The organism is Prochlorococcus marinus str. MIT 9302 (assembly GCF_000759975.1).
GTDB classification, from domain to species: domain Bacteria; phylum Cyanobacteriota; class Cyanobacteriia; order PCC-6307; family Cyanobiaceae; genus Prochlorococcus_A; species Prochlorococcus_A marinus_M.
In genome coordinates, this window is record NZ_JNAM01000005.1 from 203,861 (window position 1) to 220,862 (window position 17,002).

The window sequence follows — 17,002 nt, forward strand, 5'->3', positions numbered from 1 at the left end:
GAAAAGTCGATACTTATGAATATATTTGTTCTTTTATATAATTCAGGAACAGATAAGGAAGGAATTCATTCAATCGAACTTAAAGGAAGGACCATTGTTCTTATGTTTGAAGATAAGGATGATGCAACAAGATATTGTGGTCTACTAGAAGCTCAAGATTTTCCTTTGCCAAAAGTTGAAATGATCAACATCCAGGAAATAAAAGATTTCTGCATTAAATTAGATTATGAATGTAAATTAGTAGAAAAAAATTTTGTACCTAAAACCGCAGAAGATAGGTTATTAATTTCACCACCCCAGAAAAACCTAGAAGTTGAAAATTGGGATGAAGAAAAAAATAATAATAAAGATAACATTGATATAAATACCATTAAGGAAAACCTTGAAAAGTTGCTTTAGCTATTAAAATATCAATTAATTATTAAACAAATAAAAAATGACAACTGCATTATTTGAGACAGAAGTTGGAAACATTAATATTGAATTTTTCTCTGACGACGCACCTAATACAGTTAAAAACTTCACTAAGTTGATTGGTGATGGTTTTTATGATGGTCTATCATTTCACAGAGTTATTCCTGGATTTATGGCTCAGGGTGGATGTCCAAATACTCGTGATGGAGCATCTGGTATGCCTGGAACTGGAGGCCCTGGATATAATATTAAATGTGAAATCAATTCCAATAAACATTTAAAAGGTTCACTTTCTATGGCTCATGCAGGAAAGGATACAGGTGGTAGTCAGTTTTTTATAGTTTATGAATCACAGCCTCATCTCGATGGACTTCATACTGTTTTTGGTAAGACAGATGATATGGATGTAGTGCTAAAGCTTACTAACGGATCAAAAATTTTAAAGGCAACTCTTAATTAGTAACTTTAGTCTTCAAAAACTATACTAAATGTCTCTTTATCTAGATTAAATTTTCTTGTAGATGAATATAAAATTTCATTATTAATAGTAAATTTAGTTTTGATAAGTTTGATGCTACTTTTGGGATGTAATGCTTGTTCAATATTTCTAGAAACAATAACCCCAACCTTTGTACTGTTTTCGTATTTAGATAAAAACTGAATAAATAATTCTATATTCTTTATTTCTTCATCAGTAATGTTGGAATTAGTTCTATTTCGATCGTGTAAAATTTTCCAAACTAATTTTGGACGATTCCAAAAAGCCAATAATCTAGGAGTACTTTCGAGTTTAATATTAATGTTTTGAATATTACAGAATTTAATAACTTTATTTTTTATTGAAACTAGATCTATAGATTTATAGTTTCCATCAAGAAAAATAGATATAAATGGATCGATATTCCTAGGATTAGAAATATCTTCATCAAACATGTGGCCAAGCTTTGTTTTCTTAACACTCAAATATTCAGCATTATTATCATTTGGACAAATCACTAATGGAACTCTCTCAATAACTTCAATTCCATAACCGCCTAATCCAGCAATCTTTCTAGGATTGTTCGTAAGTAATTTTAATTTTTTAATACCAAGATCAGTTAATATTTGCGCTCCAACTCCATAATTTCTTAGATCTGCAGGAAATCCTAATTTTTCATTGGCTTCTACTGTGTCTAATCCTCCATCCTGTAAACTATATGCTTTTAGTTTATTTATAAGACCAATCCCTCTCCCTTCTTGCCTCAAATAAACAACAACACCCTCTTCTTCCTTTTCTATCCTTGACAATGCAGCCTCTAACTGAGGTCTACAATCACAACGTAATGATCCAAAAGCGTCACCCGTTAAGCATTCTGAATGCATTCTTACTAATACAGGTTCGCTTAATCTTGATGCTTTTTGTTTAACTAATGCAACGTGCTCTGAACCATCAAGTTCATTAACATATCCATAAGCTTTGAAATTCCCAAAAATACTTGGAAGAACTGCATCAGATTTTCTGAATACAAATCTCTCAGTTTGAAACCGATAACTTATTAAGTCAGCTATGGATATTAATTTCATTCCCCACTGTTTTGCATACTCTTTAAGTTGTGGAAGTCTTGACATGGATCCGTCAGGATTTTGTATTTCACAAATCACTCCAGCGGGATAAAGTCCTGACATTGCGGCAATATCTACTGCTGCTTCAGTATGACCTGCCCTTTTTAAAACTCCACCTTTTTTAGCTCTTAAAGGAAATATGTGTCCTGGCCTCCTTAATTCTTCTGGTTTTGTATTTGGATTTATAGCAACTTGAATGGTCTTAGCTCTGTCTTCAGCTGATATTCCTGTCGAAACGTTATTTTCAGGTCCAGCATCAATTGATATAGTAAACGCGGTTTGATTTTCATCCGTATTTCTATCTACCATTAAAGGTAAATCTAAAGAGTCGAGTTTTTCACCTTGCATAGCTAGACATATAAGACCACGTCCTTCAGTAGCCATGAAATTAATTTGCTGAGGTGTGGCAAACTGAGCCGCACAAATTAAATCACCCTCATTCTCTCTTCTTTCATCATCTACCACAATTATGCATTCACCATTTCTTATTGCTGCTAATGCATCGCTTATAGGATCAAATTCAATTTTAAAAGATTTATTAATATCCAAAATTGTTCCATTATTTGATTTGGGACTTGTTTCTTTCATTATTCCTATCAATATAGAAAAATAGTGTTTTAGTTACCCTTAATTTAACACTTTACAATCCTATCTCAAAGTCTGCCAATTCAAAGAAATGAATGTTGCAATAGTAGGTGCTACTGGTTACGGCGGTATTCAAGCGGTAAATCTTTTAAAGAAAAATAAAAACTACAAAATTTCATTTTTAGGAGGTAATAAAACATCTGGTTTAAAGTGGAATGATAATTTCCCTTTTATTTATCTAGATAATGATCCTTATATAGAAGAAATTTCAGTAGAGAATATTTCAAACAATGCAGATGTTGCTCTGCTTTGCTTACCAAATGGCCTATCTTCAACTTTGACAAGGAAATTATTAGATAGAGGAGTTAAAGTTATTGATTTATCTGCTGATTACAGATATAAATCCTTAGATGAATGGAAAAAAGTATATTCCAAAGAAGCTATTATTTATAAGAGAAATGATGATGATTTATGTAAAGAGGCAGTCTACGGTCTTCCTGAAATAAATAAAGAAGCCATTTCAAAAGGAAGATTAATTGCTTGTCCAGGATGTTATCCAACATCTGCTCTTATTCCACTAGCTCCTTATCTATCACAAGGAATTATTGAAAATGAGGGTATAGTAATTGATTCTAAAAGCGGAACTTCTGGAGGGGGTCGAGAACCAAACCAAAAGCTACTCTTATCAGAATGTGGAGAAACTCTATCAGCATATGGATTGATAAACCATAGACATACCTCAGAGATAGAACAAATAGCATCTATAATTTCTGGAAATAAAATTGAACTGCTTTTTACTCCTCATTTGATTCCAATTTCAAGGGGTATGCATTCGACTATATATGGGAGATTAAGAGATCCAGGATTAACATCTGATGATTGCAGAATTCTCTTGGACAATTATTATAGAAATTTCAAAAATATTAAAGTCTTACCTGTAGATACATTTCCATCAACAAAATGGGTTAAAAATACCAACCAAATATTCCTTTCTGTTAAAGTTGATATTCGAAATGGAAGGATTATTATTTTATCAGTAATTGATAATTTGTTAAAAGGACAGACTGGGCAAGCAATTCAAAATTTAAATATTATGAGTGGATTATCAATGGATGAAGGTCTTGAGTTAACTAATAACTTTCCATAAAATTACTTCTTATCAAAAAACCAGCATGAGAGATTGAGTGAGGTAAAATTTTATGCTCAAGCATATGTATTCTTTTGGAAAGTGATTCAATGTCATCATCATCTCTAATTGACAATGCAGCTTGCATAATCAAAGAACCACTATCTACCTCCTCATCAACAAAATGTACTGAACAACCAGTTATTTTTGAACCATTTAATATAGAGTCCTTTATCGCAGAACCACCCTTATATGCAGGAAGTAATGAAGGGTGAATATTTATAATTTTATTCTTAAATTTCTTAATAAAAAAAGGAGTGACGATTTTCATCCAGCCAGCCATTACAATAAGTTCAACATCGTAATGAATTAAAGTATTTATAATTTCTAATTCAAATAACTCTTTTTGTGAAAAGTCATTACCTCTTATTATTTTATGAGGTATTTCTACATTTTCAGCTCTTTTTATACAACCTGCTTCATCCTTGTTAGTTATAAGAACTTTTATATCAATATCTAATTCTCCTTTTTCTGAGAGATTAATTAACTCCTGAAAGTTTGTTCCTTGCCCAGAAGCAAGTACACCTATTTTTAATTTTGGAGAAAATCTTCTAAATTCAGATATCTCAGGCGAAATTATGTAGTTAAATGATTTTTCCAAATTTTTATTTTATCCAATGATAATTTTATATGAAATAAAAAAAACCTACTTTATTAATTGTGTATATTTAAAAACATATTTATTTAAAATAAATATTTAAACAATTTTAAATGATTTAAATCTTTGTACTATTCCTATAGATATAATTAAATAAATAAAAGAAACAAATATATAAAATGAATGGAGATTTAAACTCATGGGATAAATTTTGTAATTATCTTTGGTTTGATAAAAAATTAAATATATGGTTAGACATAAGCAAAATTAATTTTACAAATGATGAAATAGGCTCTTTAGAAGAGAAATTTATAGATGTTTTTTCATCAATAAAAAAATTAGAAAATGGTGCAATCTCAAATATTGATGAAAATAGACAAGTTGGACATTATTGGCTTAGAAATCCAACAATTTCTCCATCTTCCAAAATAGGAGAGGAGATTAGTTCAGATATTAATGATATTTCTGAATTTGGTAAACAAATATTAAATGGAAATATTAAGAATCAGAATAATCAGAACTACACTGATGTTCTTTGGATAGGAATTGGTGGAAGTGGATTAGGCCCATTACTTATTACAGAGTCACTACAAAAGTACTCAACAGGATTAGAATTTTCTTATATCGATAATGTTGATCCATTTTTAATTAGCGAAAAGTTAGAAGAATTATCTGAAAAACTATCTACAACATTATTTGTAGTAGTAAGCAAATCAGGTGGTACCCCTGAACCTAGAATTGCTATGGAAATTATTAAAAGTCATTGTGAGAACAATTCTCTTGAATGGAATTCAAATGCGATAGCTATAACTATGAAAGATAGTAAGTTATTTAAAAAAGCTACTACTGAAAATTGGTTAAAAATTTTTAATTTACAAGATTGGGTTGGAGGAAGAACTAGTATTACAAGTGCTGTTGGATTACTTCCATTAGCTCTTATTAATGAAAATATATTTGAATTTATTAGAGGTGCATCATTAATGGATGAGGCAACACGTACAAGCGATTTTAAAAATAATCCCGCAGCATTATTGTCATCTGCATGGTATTTAACTGGTGATGGCGTTGGGAAGAGAGATATGGTTGTTTTACCTTATAGAGATAGGTTACAAGTATTTAGTAAATATCTTCAACAATTAGTAATGGAATCATTAGGTAAGAAATTCAATAGGAATGGTGAAGTGGTTAATCAAGGTATTTCAGTTTTTGGTAATAAAGGATCTACAGATCAACATGCTTATGTTCAGCAACTGAGAGATGGTATTGATAACTTCTTTTGTATTTTTATTGAATTATTAGATTCTCCCTCGACTAATATTTTTAATGATAAAGAGAATCCTAAAGAATATCTTTCTGGTTTTTTGCAAGGAACCAGATCCGCACTTTCTAGTGAAAACAGACAAAGTATCACTATCACATTAGAAGAATTAAATTGTTTTTCACTAGGTTCCTTAATCGCTTTATTTGAGAGGGCTGTATCTTTCTATGCTGAATTAGTAAATATAAATGCATATGATCAACCTGGTGTTGAAGCTGGAAAGAAAGCAGCTGCAAATATTATTGATTATCAACAAAAAGTAAGTGATTTGTTAGACAAAGGAGGAGAATATTCTATAAATGATATAACATCATTATTTGATAATTCAGTAAAAGAACCTATATTTTTCATCCTCCGTGAAATGTGTTTCGGTAATGATGATTATTTAGTTAAGGGCGACTGGTCAAATCCAAATTCATTAGTTATTCAAAAAACAAAATTTTAAACAACAATATTCATAATTTTTCCTTTAACAATAATTATTTTTCTAATTTCTTTATCTTTAGTCCACTTTAATATGTTTGGTCTTTTAAGTGTTAATTCCTTTATTTGATCTTCATTGATTTCATTATTAATATTTATTTTGTCTCTAACTTTTCCATTCACTTGTATTACTAGTTCATATGAATCTTCTTTTAGTGCTTCGACATTAAATGAAGGCCAGTGTTCTAAATGAACAGAATTTTTAAATCCTATAAGATGCCATATTTCTTCTGCGATATGAGGAGCAAATGGAGCCAACAAAATACAAAATGTTTTTAAAGCATCATTTTTTAAATTTTTGTTTACGTCATTAATCAAATTTGATAATGAATTATAAAACTTCATTAGTTCTGAAATCGCTGTATTAAATTGGTTATTTATTATGTCATTTGTAATTTCTTTAATTGCAATATTCATTGACTTTATTAAAGCTTTTTCTTTATCTGGATAGGACTTATTTTTACTATTTATATCTTTTTCGCAATTTATATACAGCTTCCAAATCCTGCTTAAAAATCTAAATTGTCCTTCAACATCTGTATCTCCCCATTCCAAATCTTTTTCTGGTGGTGCTTTAAATAATATAAACATTCTTGCTGTATCTGCCCCATATTTTTTAATTACAGATTCAGGATCTATTCCATTATATTTTGATTTGGACATCTTCTCAAAAAGAACTTCAAGTTTAGAATTGTCAATTGGATCTGTTGGATTTGATAGGTCCGAAATATCTGAGGGAGAAACATATTTACCTGTTTTATTGTTTTTATAGGCAGCGGCCTGAACCATTCCTTGAGTTAATAGTTTTTTGAATGGTTCATCAATTTCAAATAGTTTATTATCTCGGAGGGCTTTAGTGAAAAATCTTGCATATAACAAATGCAAAATTGCATGCTCTACTCCTCCAACATATTGATCTACGGGCAACCAATTATTAATTTCAATCTTTTTAAATGGCTTATTCGAACATTTTGACGATGGATATCTTAAAAAATACCAAGATGAACACATGAAAGTGTCCATAGTATCAGTTTCTTTTATAGCAGCTGTTCCACATTTTGGACATGTTGTACTTATCCAATTATTATTATCACCTAGAGAATTAATCTTATTTGCTGAGATTTCTATATCTTTTGGTAAGGAAACAGGTAATTCTGATTGTTTTAAAGGAACAGAACCACATTTTTTACAGTTAACTATTGGTATGGGACATCCCCAATATCTTTGTCTAGATATTAACCAATCTCTTAGACGATATTGAATCTTATTTTCAGCCCATCCATTATTTACTCCGTCCTCTGATATTTTTAATTTAGCAATAGTATTTTCTAAACCATCGTATTGATTTGAATTAATAAGAAATCCATTTTCTACATAAGCATTATCAAGCTCGATACTTGATTCACTTTTTTCTTTTACTATTACCTCTTTAATATCTATATTGTTTTTCTTGGCAAATTCAAAATCTCTTAGATCATGAGCAGGTACACCCATGACAGCACCTGTACCGTATTCATCAAGAACATAACTTGCCACCCAAATAGGTATAGGTTCAGAATTTACTGGATTTATAGCTATTAAGCTAGTTTTTATTCCAATTTTTTCAAGATCATTATTTGTATTTTTTTTCAAATATAGTTTTAGTTTTTCTATTTCTTGTAAAGTTGCGTGATCAGAAATATTTTTAATTAATGAATGATTAATCGAAATTGCCAAATAGGTAACTCCAAATAAAGTATCAGGTCTTGTTGTGAATACAGTTATTCTCTCTTTTGGTTTGTTATTAATATTGAAAATAATATTTGTACCAATTGATTTTCCAATCCAATTATCTTGCATTATTTTTACTCTCTCAGGCCAATTATCTAATTTTTCTAAATCCTTTAATAACTCATCTGCATAGTTAGTAATCCTTAAAAACCATTGCTTTAATAATTTCTTTTCAACTAAAGCTCCAGATCTCCAAGATTTACCCTCTGAGTCAACTTGTTCATTCGCTAAGACCGTATTATCTATAGGATCCCAATTTACTTCTGATTCCTTTTGATAAACAAGACCTGCCTTGTATAACTCTAAAAATAGATATTGTGTCCAAATATAATAATTTTCATCACAGGTGGCAAATTCCCTTTCCCAATCAACTGATAATCCCAAAAGCTTTAATTGTGACTTCATATGAGAAATATTTTTTTTAGTCCAGACATTTGGACTAATTCCCCTTTCAATCGCTGCATTCTCTGCAGGCAAACCAAATGCGTCCCAACCCATTGGATGCAAAACAGTTTTCCCCTTAAACCTTTGAAACCGAGCTATTAAGTCTGTAATGACATAATTCCTAACATGACCCATATGAAGATTACCTGATGGGTATGGGAACATTGATAAGGCATAAAATTTTTCGCTATTCTCAGTTAATACATCGGTTTTATATAAATCGTTTTCTGTCCATATTGACTGCCATTTTTTTTCTATTTCAGATGGATTATATAAATTGGTATCAAATTCATATTGTTTATCAGGAGAAATCACTTAATTCTTATTTATTAAATTATTATTTTAATATCCATTGTATAAAATAGAAATAGATTGTTAAAAGGAATAATTTATAATTAAAATTTAAAATATATTATCTACAAATGAAAAATATAAATTTTGAAAAATATCAAGGAAACGGAAATGATTTTTTAGTAATTGATTCCAGAGGAAATGAACTATATAAAAATTACAAGACAAATAAATTTTTTGATATAAAAAAAATTTGTAACAGACAATTTGGTGTTGGAGCTGATGGTGTAATTTTTATAGAAGAACCTAATGAAGATAATTATGCAAAAATGATAATCTTTAATTCTGATGGTTCTGAGGCACAAATGTGTGGAAACGGAATCAGGTGTTTAGTTGAGTATCTCCATTTAAATGATTCAATTAAGAATAAAAATATTGAATATAAAATTGAGACTAAGGCTGGTTTAAAAATTGCAAAATACATAAATGATGAAATTACAGTAAAAATGGGAGTACCAATTTTAGATAGTCAAAATATTCCAACAAAAATCGAAAAAAAAACTAATTCACTTCCTTCACATGATTTTATTGAGAAAAATTTTAATAATAAAGGTTATGCAGTAGGCATGGGAAATCCTCATTTAATATTCTTTGTGCAAGACTTAGAGTCAATTGCTTTTTCTAGACTTGGTCCTATATTTGAAAAAAATGAATTATTTCCAGAAAAAACTAATGTTCATTTTTGTCAAATCCTAAATAGAGATAATATAAATGTAAAAGTATGGGAAAGAGGCGCAGGTCCAACCTTAGCCTGTGGAACAGGAGCTTGTGCTATTCATGTAGCAGCTTACAAATTAGGCCTTTGTAATTCAGAAACCATAGTAACTTTACCAGGAGGTAATCTTAAGATTGATTGGTCAAAAGACGATAGTGAAGTCATGATGACGGGTAATGCTAAAAAGGTTTTCTCGGGATCAATGTTAGTAAATTAATGGATAATAATTTTATCTATTTAGATAATGCATCTACAACTCCATTATCTGATAATGTTTTAAATATAATAAATTCAACTTATAGGAATTATTGGTGTAATCCATCATCCACATATGAGCAGGGTATAAAATGCTCTACATATCTTGAAAAAATTAGATCTAAAATTGCTTATATATTTGATGCAGAACCAGAGGATATAATTTTTACATCTGGTTCTTCGGAATCGACAAATATTGTATTTAGTAAAATCTATGAGAGCTTTAAAAATGGTAGAGTTGTTATTTCAAATATTGAACATCAGGCAACAACTATATGTGCTAATAAACTAAGAAAACAAAGCTGGGATATATGTGAATGGACTGTAAATAATGATGGAATTTTAAATATTTTAAATATTGAAAAAATTTTAACTAAAGACACTAAGCTTGTATCAATTATTTGGGGACAAAGTGAAATTGGTACAATACAACCTGTTCAATTTATAGGTTCAAAATGTGAAAAATTAAATATAATGTTTCATTTAGATGGAACTCAAATATTAAGTAATGGAATATTCAGTTGGCGAGATCTTAAATGTGACTTTTTAAGTTTATCTGCTCATAAATTTGGAGGTCCAAAAGGTATAGGTATACTTTTAACAAAAGAAAAGTCTAGAATGATTTTAAAAAATAAAGACATATCACTTACCCAGGAATATTCAATTAGACAAGGTACACAAGCTTTGCCATTAATCGCTGGAATGTATGAATCATTAAAGAATATTAAAGGAAAAATAAAATTATATGATTACATAACTGAATTCCCTTCAAATAATATTAATAAACTTAAAAATTATTTTTTTAAAAAAATTGAGGATAATAATCACATAAAGATTACTGGCAGTATTAACCATAGACTTCCTAATCATATTTCATTTCTAATATTAAATAAACTATTTGAGCCTATAAGGGCCTATAAAATTGTTAATTTCATGTCAGAAAATCATATAGCAATAAGTAGTGGAAGTGCATGTTCAAGTTCATCTGGGAAACCTAGTTCAACCCTAAAGAATATTGGTTTTAAAGATGATGAACTATATTCAAATATTCGTGTTACTTTAGGTTCAATAAACAATAAGTCAGAAATAGATAAATTTTTAGAACTTATTCAAATATGCATTGACAAATTTTAATGGCAAGTAAGTACAGACTACCTAAAGATTTAAACGAATCTCTTAAAAATATGGAGGATGCAATCATTCCAACTTTATTAGATTCAGATAAAAGATTTACTATAGAATTTAATTTTGAAGGATTGAAATTTAACAGAATAGGAATAACTATTTATAAAATATTAGCTAAAAATAATAATGTATTCATAACATTTGCTGATCAAGGAGCGGTAGCTTTGGCTCAAAGAGACTATCCAGATATCAAAGATAGAATTTCTACTTTTAAAGCATTTAATGAATCTAATAATATAAATAATATTGATAGTACAATGATATCGATGATACCTCAGCCTTATGATTTTGATTCATTTGAACCTATGTCTAATAATTATCAAGGGACTCATTATTCATTAAATCCAAAATTTGAAGATGCGAATATTGGTATAGGAAGTGTTATTAGAGAGAGACGTAAAAACTTTGTTAAAACATGGAAAAATATTTATTTTCTTCAACCTTTAAATAAAGCAGCTCTTATGCATATTTATCCTAATAACTGGTTGCTTTTCAAAGAAGAAAACAAAAAATATTTTTTAAAAAAAGAATTTGAAATTAAACCCGATAATGAATCTATTTTTGTAAATTTATAGATTGAATGTGAAAAAAAAATTTTATTCTGTTTTCCTGATTGTTATTGCTTTAGTAACATCACCTTACTTAATAAGATATTTACTAATAAATCAAAAAATAAGTATTTTAAATAGTATTTATTTTAATTTCCCTGTAATAATTACTAATAACAAAATATGTCCTAACTATGATGCTTTATTGAATCAAACTCTTGATAATTCATTTAGTGTATCAATTATCAATAATAAAGGGACAATAATTAGTTCCTATAATGATGAAGTTCCAAGGTTGCCAGCATCAAATCAAAAGTTATTCTCATCAGCTTATGTTTTAAGTAAATATAAATTAAATAATAATTTAAAGACTTCGTTATTAAAAAAAAATAAGAAAAATTATTATTTGATTGGTCAAGGTGATCCAGATCTGAATTATGAAAATATAATTGAACTAATTTCGAATGTTAAAGAAAATAAAATTATTAACTTTAATATTGTAGAAATCGATTCAGAATTACATTGGCCTAATGGTTGGACAAATACTGATAAACTTTACGAATATGGATCTCCAATTACTTCTCTTGCAATAGAAAGTAATCACAATAAATATGAAGATATTTATGCTTTAAAAAATTTTATTAAAAACTATTTAAAAAATAAATTTTTAAATTCAAATATAAATATTAATTTTTATGATTCAGAAAAAAAATTCTATTTAAAAGATACTATCGAGATAAAGAAAATATACTCAACTCCAATTCTTTCATTATTAACTCTAATAAATTCTGAAAGCCATAATTTTACTGCAGAATCTCTCTTTAAAAATGCCTCAAATACATGGAACGACAATGATTATATAAAGTTAAAAAATTGGTTAGAAAATAAAGGTCTCCCAGTAAATAATACATACTTTACAGATGCTAGTGGATTGTCTAGAAATAATAAAATTACAACAAAGTTAGTTGTATTGTTTTTAGATAAAATGAGATATTCAAATGATTTTAAAGCTTATCAATCTACACTTTCAATTATGGGATTAAGAGGAACATTAGCTAATCGATTTGTTAATAGTGAATTATCAGGAAAGTTTTTTGGAAAAACTGGTACTCTCTCAAATGTATTTGCATTATCTGGCTATTTATATAAAAATGGAGAGCCAATAATTATTAGCATTATCCAAAATTCTAATAATATTGATAAAGAAAAAGCTTTTAAATTATTACGTGATGTTTATTACATAAAATCATGTAACTAAATATTTTATTTAAAATATTCTTTTAAATCTCTTTCAACGGAGGGAGGTACCATGTGTTTAATTTCTCCACCAAATTTTGCAACTTCTTTTACTAAAGAGCTACTAAGAAAACTAAAATTTGTATTTGTGGATAAAAATATAGTTTCAATATCATTATTTAGAGATTTATTTGTATGTGCAATCTGAAGTTCATACTCAAAATCACTCATTGCTCTTAACCCTCTTAAAATAAGGTTAGCTTTTAAATCTTTTGCACAATCGACAGTTAGGCCTGAATAAGAAATAACTTCAACATTAGGTAAATGGGAAAGAGAATTTTTTATTTGTAATATTCTTTTTTGAAGATTAAATGTTGGTGTTTTAGAAGTATTTTCTAAAACAGCAACAACTAGATTGGCAAATAATTTTTCTGCCCTTTCAATTAAATCAATATGTCCGTTTGTTAGTGGATCAAATGTACCTGGATAAAGAATTTTCATGAATTTATTATGATCAAATAAAAAATTTAGCTAAAATAAGATTATTAGATAAATCAATTATGACATTAAATCTAGAAGCAAAAAAAATCTTATTAAGAAAAATACCGCACGGATTATTTATTTGTGGCGTTAGAGACGAAGATAAAAATGAAGTGAATGGATTTACTGCTAGTTGGGTGACTCAAGGTTCCTTCAACCCCCCATTAGTTGTTATGGCTGTTAGAGCAGAGGGTTCTAGTCATGAAATAATAAAATCTACAAATAAGTTCTCATTAAATGTACTTAAAAGTGATCAAAAGGATCTAGCAGCAATTTTCTTTAAACCACAAAAAGCATTAGGAGGTAGATTTGAATCAGTTGAATTTAATTTAGGAGAGCTTGGTTTGCCTATTTTAGTTGATAGTGTCGGTGGAGTTGAATGTAATGTTGTTGGAAATGTTATTCATGGAGACCATACCGTTTTTGTAGGAGAAGTTCAATCGGCTTATTTGAATAATGATGTTGACTCACTCAATTTATCTTCAACTGGCTGGAATTATGGAGGTTAACCATCTTAAATGATCAATTCCTCTATCAAAACAATAGATAATAAATATAATTTCAAAATTGAATATAAATTAATTAACAATAAGGAGTTATTAAAATCAAGACTATCCGAAATTCCAAAATCATCTGGTTGTTATCTTTTTAAAGACATAGATAACAATTTACTTTATATTGGCAAATCTAAAAAACTACGCAGTAGAGTAAGTAGTTATTTCAATAATTTTTCAGATTTAACTCCAAGATTGAGTTTGATGGTTCGTCAAATAACTGAAATCGAAATTATAGTTACAGATAGCGAATATGAAGCACTAAATTTAGAGTCAAATTTAATAAAAACAAACAAACCATACTTTAATATTCTTTTAAAGGATGATAAGAAATATCCATATCTTTGCATAACTTGGAGTGAGAAATATCCTCGAATATTTATTACAAGAAGAAGAAGAAATAGAAATAATTTAGATAGATATTATGGACCTTATGTTGATGTCGGATTATTAAGGAGAACATTATTTACGATAAAAAAAATTTTTCCACTTAGACAAAGACCAAGGCCAGTCTATAAAGATAGAACTTGTTTGAATTATTCAATAGGAAGATGTCCAGGTGTATGCCAAGAAATAATATCTTCTGACGATTATAAAAAAATAATGAAACAAGTATCTATGATATTTCAGGGAAGAAATGATGACTTAGAAATAGTTTTAAACCAAAAAATGATGCGATTCTCAAATGATTTAGATTATGAGAATGCAGCAAAAATAAGAGACCAAATTTCAGGTTTAAAATTATTAACTGAATCACAAAAAATATCAATTCCAGATTCTTCAATTAATAGAGATATTTTTGGAATAGTTTCAGAAAAAAACGTAGCTAGTATCCAAATCTTTCAAATGAGATCTGGTAAATTAATTGGTAGAATTGGCTATAGTCAAAAATTAAATAATGAAGATGAAAATCTTATACTACAAAGGGTATTAGAAGAGCATTATATGAATGTTGAAGGCGTAGAAATACCATCAGAAATTCTTATGCAATATAACCTTCCAAAACAAACAACAATAGAGGATTGGTTAACGGAGCTAAGAAAAAAGAAAGTAAAAATTATAATCCCAAAAAGAAATAAAAAACATGAAACTGTAGAAATGGTTTTAAAAAATGCAAAATTAGAATTAGATAGGATATTAAATGGGATAAAAGATAATGAATCATCAATTGAGGATCTAGCTCAAATACTTGAATTAAGCGAACAACCTAAAAGAATTGAAGGTTATGATATAAGCCATATTCAAGGTACAGACCCTGTAGCATCACAAGTCGTTTTTATTGATGGTATTCCTTCTAAACAGCATTATAGGAAATATAAGATAAAAGATCCAAACGTTTTTATAGGGCATAGTGATGATTTTGCCTCGATATATGAAGTAATACATAGAAGGTTTAAAAAATGGTCAAGGTTTAAAAATAGCGGAGGAGATTTTTCAATATTAAATGATAAAACGAATAGCAAATTAGATAATCAACTTCTATCAGATTGGCCTGATTTAATAATGATTGACGGAGGGAAAGGGCAGTTAAATGCAGCTATTAAAGCATTAAAAGAATTAAATCTTGAGGAGGAAGTTACTATATGTTCATTGGCAAAAAAAAATGAAGAAATATTTATTCCAGGCTTTACAAAATCTCTTGATACTGATGAAAATCAAAAAGGAGTTCTTCTATTAAGAAGGATAAGAGATGAAGCACATAGATTTGCATTATCATTTCATAGAGACAAAAGATCTAAGAGAATGAATAGATCACAACTATCCCAAATCAGTGGATTGGGGCCATCAAGAATAAGAGAACTGCTTGAACATTTTAAATCAATAGACGCGATAAGAATAGCTAGTAAAGAGGATTTATCAAAAGTTAAAGGACTTGGAAAAAATTCAGTAAATGATATATATGATTATTTTAACGAGTTATAAATATTAATTAATTTTTGAAAAAGAGAATTCTTGTTGTTGTTAAATATAACTATATTAAAAATATATATTTATAAATTAATCTAGTAATTTGGCAGCTGAAGCATATCTCTGGTTTAAATCACTTCACATTATTGGTGTAATCGTTTGGTTTTCGGGACTTTTTTATTTAGTAAGACTTTTTATATATCATGAAGAATCTAAAAATATGGATAATGAATTAAAAATTGCCTTTAATAAACAATACACCTTGATGGAAAAAAGGCTGGCGAATATAATCACAACTCCTGGGATGATATTAGCTTTAAGTATGGCTATATGCATGGTTATTATGCAGCCAAGTTGGTTAAGTGAGAAGTGGTTGCAAATTAAAATTTCTTTTGTTTTGGGATTAGTAATTTATCATTCTTATTGTTATAAAATAATGTATTCATTACAAAATGGCACCTCAACCATTTCAGCAAAAAATCTAAGATTATTAAATGAATTGCCTACTTTATTATTATTTATAATTGTACTTTTAGTTATTTTTAAAAATAATTTCCCAACCAGTGTAGCTACATGGAGTGTAGTTGGACTTGTTATTTTCATGTTGGCTTCAATACAATTATATGCAAAGATTAGAAAGAAAAATGAGAATTCATTAAGTAATGAATAGGGAAGACTTAATTAAATTAACTTCCAATATTAATAAATATAGTTGTCCTAAAAATATTAATTTTCACTGTCATACAAAATTTAGTGATGGAAGTTTAGAACCGTATGAACTTTTAGAACAAGCTTATAAAAATAACTTGAAATTTTTATCAATAACCGATCATCATACAATTAAAGCTCATGAATATATAAAAAAAAATAATATACTCACAAATTATCCTAAAGATTCTTTTAAATTAATTTCGGGAATAGAAATTAATTGTTTGATTCTAGGATGTTTAGTACATGTAATTGGATTGGGAATAGATATAAAAAGTAGATACCTTAATCCCTACATCCTTGGAGAATCACCAATAGGTAATGATTTAAATATTAAATCAGTTACTAATGCAATAAATTTAGCTGGTGGTTTATCATTTCTTGCACATCCGGCAAGGTACAGGATTCCCTTTTATAAATTAATTCCAGAGGCCAAAATACAAGGTATTGATGGAATAGAGGTTTGGTACGATTATGAACTTAATGAAGTATGGAATCCTAGTTTATTTGTCTGTTCAGAAATAGATAAATTAGCAGATAAATATTCAATGCTAAAAACATGCGGAACAGATAGTCATGGACTTTCACTATTAGGCAGATAA

16 protein-coding genes are annotated in these 17,002 nt (G+C 28.5%); 12 read left to right on the top strand and 4 right to left on the bottom strand.

The features are described 5' to 3' along the window. The first annotated feature begins 15 nt into the window (after nucleotides 1-15). Together EU96_RS06490 and EU96_RS06485 are read left to right on the top strand one after the other, a co-directional pair. Complete coding sequence (locus EU96_RS06490) at nucleotides 16-399, top strand: DUF3110 domain-containing protein (protein ID WP_032526188.1); 384 nt, start codon at nucleotides 16-18, stop codon at nucleotides 397-399. A 37-nt stretch (nucleotides 400-436) separates the two neighbouring features. Further along, nucleotides 437-874: a peptidylprolyl isomerase gene (locus EU96_RS06485; RefSeq protein WP_032526189.1), complete on the top strand. Its 438-nt coding sequence runs from the start codon at nucleotides 437-439 to the stop codon at nucleotides 872-874. A 5-nt stretch (nucleotides 875-879) separates the two neighbouring features. Here EU96_RS06485 and ribBA read toward each other — a convergent pair whose 3' ends face one another. Beyond that, the gene (gene ribBA / locus EU96_RS06480; RefSeq protein ID WP_032526190.1) at nucleotides 880-2,604 is read right to left on the bottom strand and encodes a bifunctional 3,4-dihydroxy-2-butanone-4-phosphate synthase/GTP cyclohydrolase II; all 1,725 of its coding nucleotides are present in this window, start codon (nucleotides 2,602-2,604) and stop codon (nucleotides 880-882) included. Nucleotides 2,605-2,692: 88 nt separating this feature from the next. On the opposite strand from ribBA, the gene argC reads away from it, so the two are divergent. Beyond that, nucleotides 2,693-3,748, top strand: coding sequence for an N-acetyl-gamma-glutamyl-phosphate reductase (gene argC / locus EU96_RS06475; protein WP_032526191.1), 1,056 nt, complete (start codon nucleotides 2,693-2,695; stop codon nucleotides 3,746-3,748). On the opposite strand, the gene purN is transcribed toward argC, so the two are convergent. Further along, nucleotides 3,732-4,388: a phosphoribosylglycinamide formyltransferase gene (gene purN / locus EU96_RS06470; RefSeq protein WP_032526192.1), complete on the bottom strand. Its 657-nt coding sequence runs from the start codon at nucleotides 4,386-4,388 to the stop codon at nucleotides 3,732-3,734. The two genes, argC and purN, sit on opposite strands and share 17 nt — an antisense overlap. A 176-nt stretch (nucleotides 4,389-4,564) precedes the next feature. Between purN and EU96_RS06465 the strand changes: the two genes are divergently transcribed. Continuing rightward, the gene (locus EU96_RS06465; protein WP_032526193.1) at nucleotides 4,565-6,148 is read left to right on the top strand and encodes a glucose-6-phosphate isomerase; all 1,584 of its coding nucleotides are present in this window, start codon (nucleotides 4,565-4,567) and stop codon (nucleotides 6,146-6,148) included. Here the strand turns inward: EU96_RS06465 and leuS are convergent. Next, nucleotides 6,145-8,715: a leucine--tRNA ligase gene (gene leuS, locus EU96_RS06460; RefSeq protein WP_032526195.1), complete on the bottom strand. Its 2,571-nt coding sequence runs from the start codon at nucleotides 8,713-8,715 to the stop codon at nucleotides 6,145-6,147. The two genes, EU96_RS06465 and leuS, sit on opposite strands and share 4 nt — an antisense overlap. Nucleotides 8,716-8,822: 107 nt before the next feature. Between leuS and dapF the strand changes: the two genes are divergently transcribed. From dapF to EU96_RS06440, 4 genes are read left to right on the top strand one after another with little or no spacing between them, the layout of a single operon-like run. Next, nucleotides 8,823-9,683, top strand: coding sequence for a diaminopimelate epimerase (dapF, locus tag EU96_RS06455; RefSeq protein WP_032526196.1), 861 nt, complete (start codon nucleotides 8,823-8,825; stop codon nucleotides 9,681-9,683). Beyond that, the gene (locus EU96_RS06450) at nucleotides 9,683-10,855 is read left to right on the top strand and encodes a cysteine desulfurase family protein (RefSeq protein WP_032526197.1); all 1,173 of its coding nucleotides are present in this window, start codon (nucleotides 9,683-9,685) and stop codon (nucleotides 10,853-10,855) included. Before dapF ends, EU96_RS06450 begins: the two co-directional genes overlap by 1 nt. Continuing rightward, nucleotides 10,855-11,481, top strand: a complete 627-nt coding sequence (locus EU96_RS06445) for a DUF1995 family protein (RefSeq protein ID WP_032526198.1) — start codon at nucleotides 10,855-10,857, stop codon at nucleotides 11,479-11,481. Before EU96_RS06450 ends, EU96_RS06445 begins: the two co-directional genes overlap by 1 nt. A 7-nt stretch (nucleotides 11,482-11,488) precedes the next feature. Beyond that, a complete protein-coding gene (locus EU96_RS06440; protein WP_032526238.1) occupies nucleotides 11,489-12,712 on the top strand; it encodes a D-alanyl-D-alanine carboxypeptidase in 1,224 nt (407 codons plus the stop codon). A 5-nt stretch (nucleotides 12,713-12,717) separates the two neighbouring features. Here the strand turns inward: EU96_RS06440 and coaD are convergent, their stop codons facing one another. After that, on the bottom strand, nucleotides 12,718-13,191 hold the full coding sequence (gene coaD / locus EU96_RS06435; RefSeq protein ID WP_032526199.1) for a pantetheine-phosphate adenylyltransferase: 474 nt from the start codon (nucleotides 13,189-13,191) through the stop codon (nucleotides 12,718-12,720). Nucleotides 13,192-13,250: 59 nt separating this feature from the next. On the opposite strand from coaD, the gene EU96_RS06430 reads away from it, so the two are divergent. The 4 genes from EU96_RS06430 (at nucleotide 13,251) to EU96_RS06415 (ending at nucleotide 17,002) form a co-directional block, all read left to right on the top strand. Next, on the top strand, nucleotides 13,251-13,739 hold the full coding sequence (locus tag EU96_RS06430) for a flavin reductase family protein (RefSeq protein WP_032526200.1): 489 nt from the start codon (nucleotides 13,251-13,253) through the stop codon (nucleotides 13,737-13,739). A gap of 9 nt (nucleotides 13,740-13,748) precedes the next feature. Next, nucleotides 13,749-15,707, top strand: a complete 1,959-nt coding sequence (gene uvrC, locus EU96_RS06425; RefSeq protein WP_032526201.1) for an excinuclease ABC subunit UvrC — start codon at nucleotides 13,749-13,751, stop codon at nucleotides 15,705-15,707. An 88-nt stretch (nucleotides 15,708-15,795) separates the two neighbouring features. After that, nucleotides 15,796-16,362: a protoporphyrinogen oxidase HemJ gene (hemJ, locus tag EU96_RS06420; protein WP_032526203.1), complete on the top strand. Its 567-nt coding sequence runs from the start codon at nucleotides 15,796-15,798 to the stop codon at nucleotides 16,360-16,362. Beyond that, nucleotides 16,355-17,002 (top strand): PHP domain-containing protein, encoded by a 648-nt coding sequence (locus EU96_RS06415; RefSeq protein ID WP_032526204.1) that lies wholly within the window; start codon nucleotides 16,355-16,357, stop codon nucleotides 17,000-17,002. The genes hemJ and EU96_RS06415 overlap by 8 nt, the downstream gene beginning before the upstream one ends.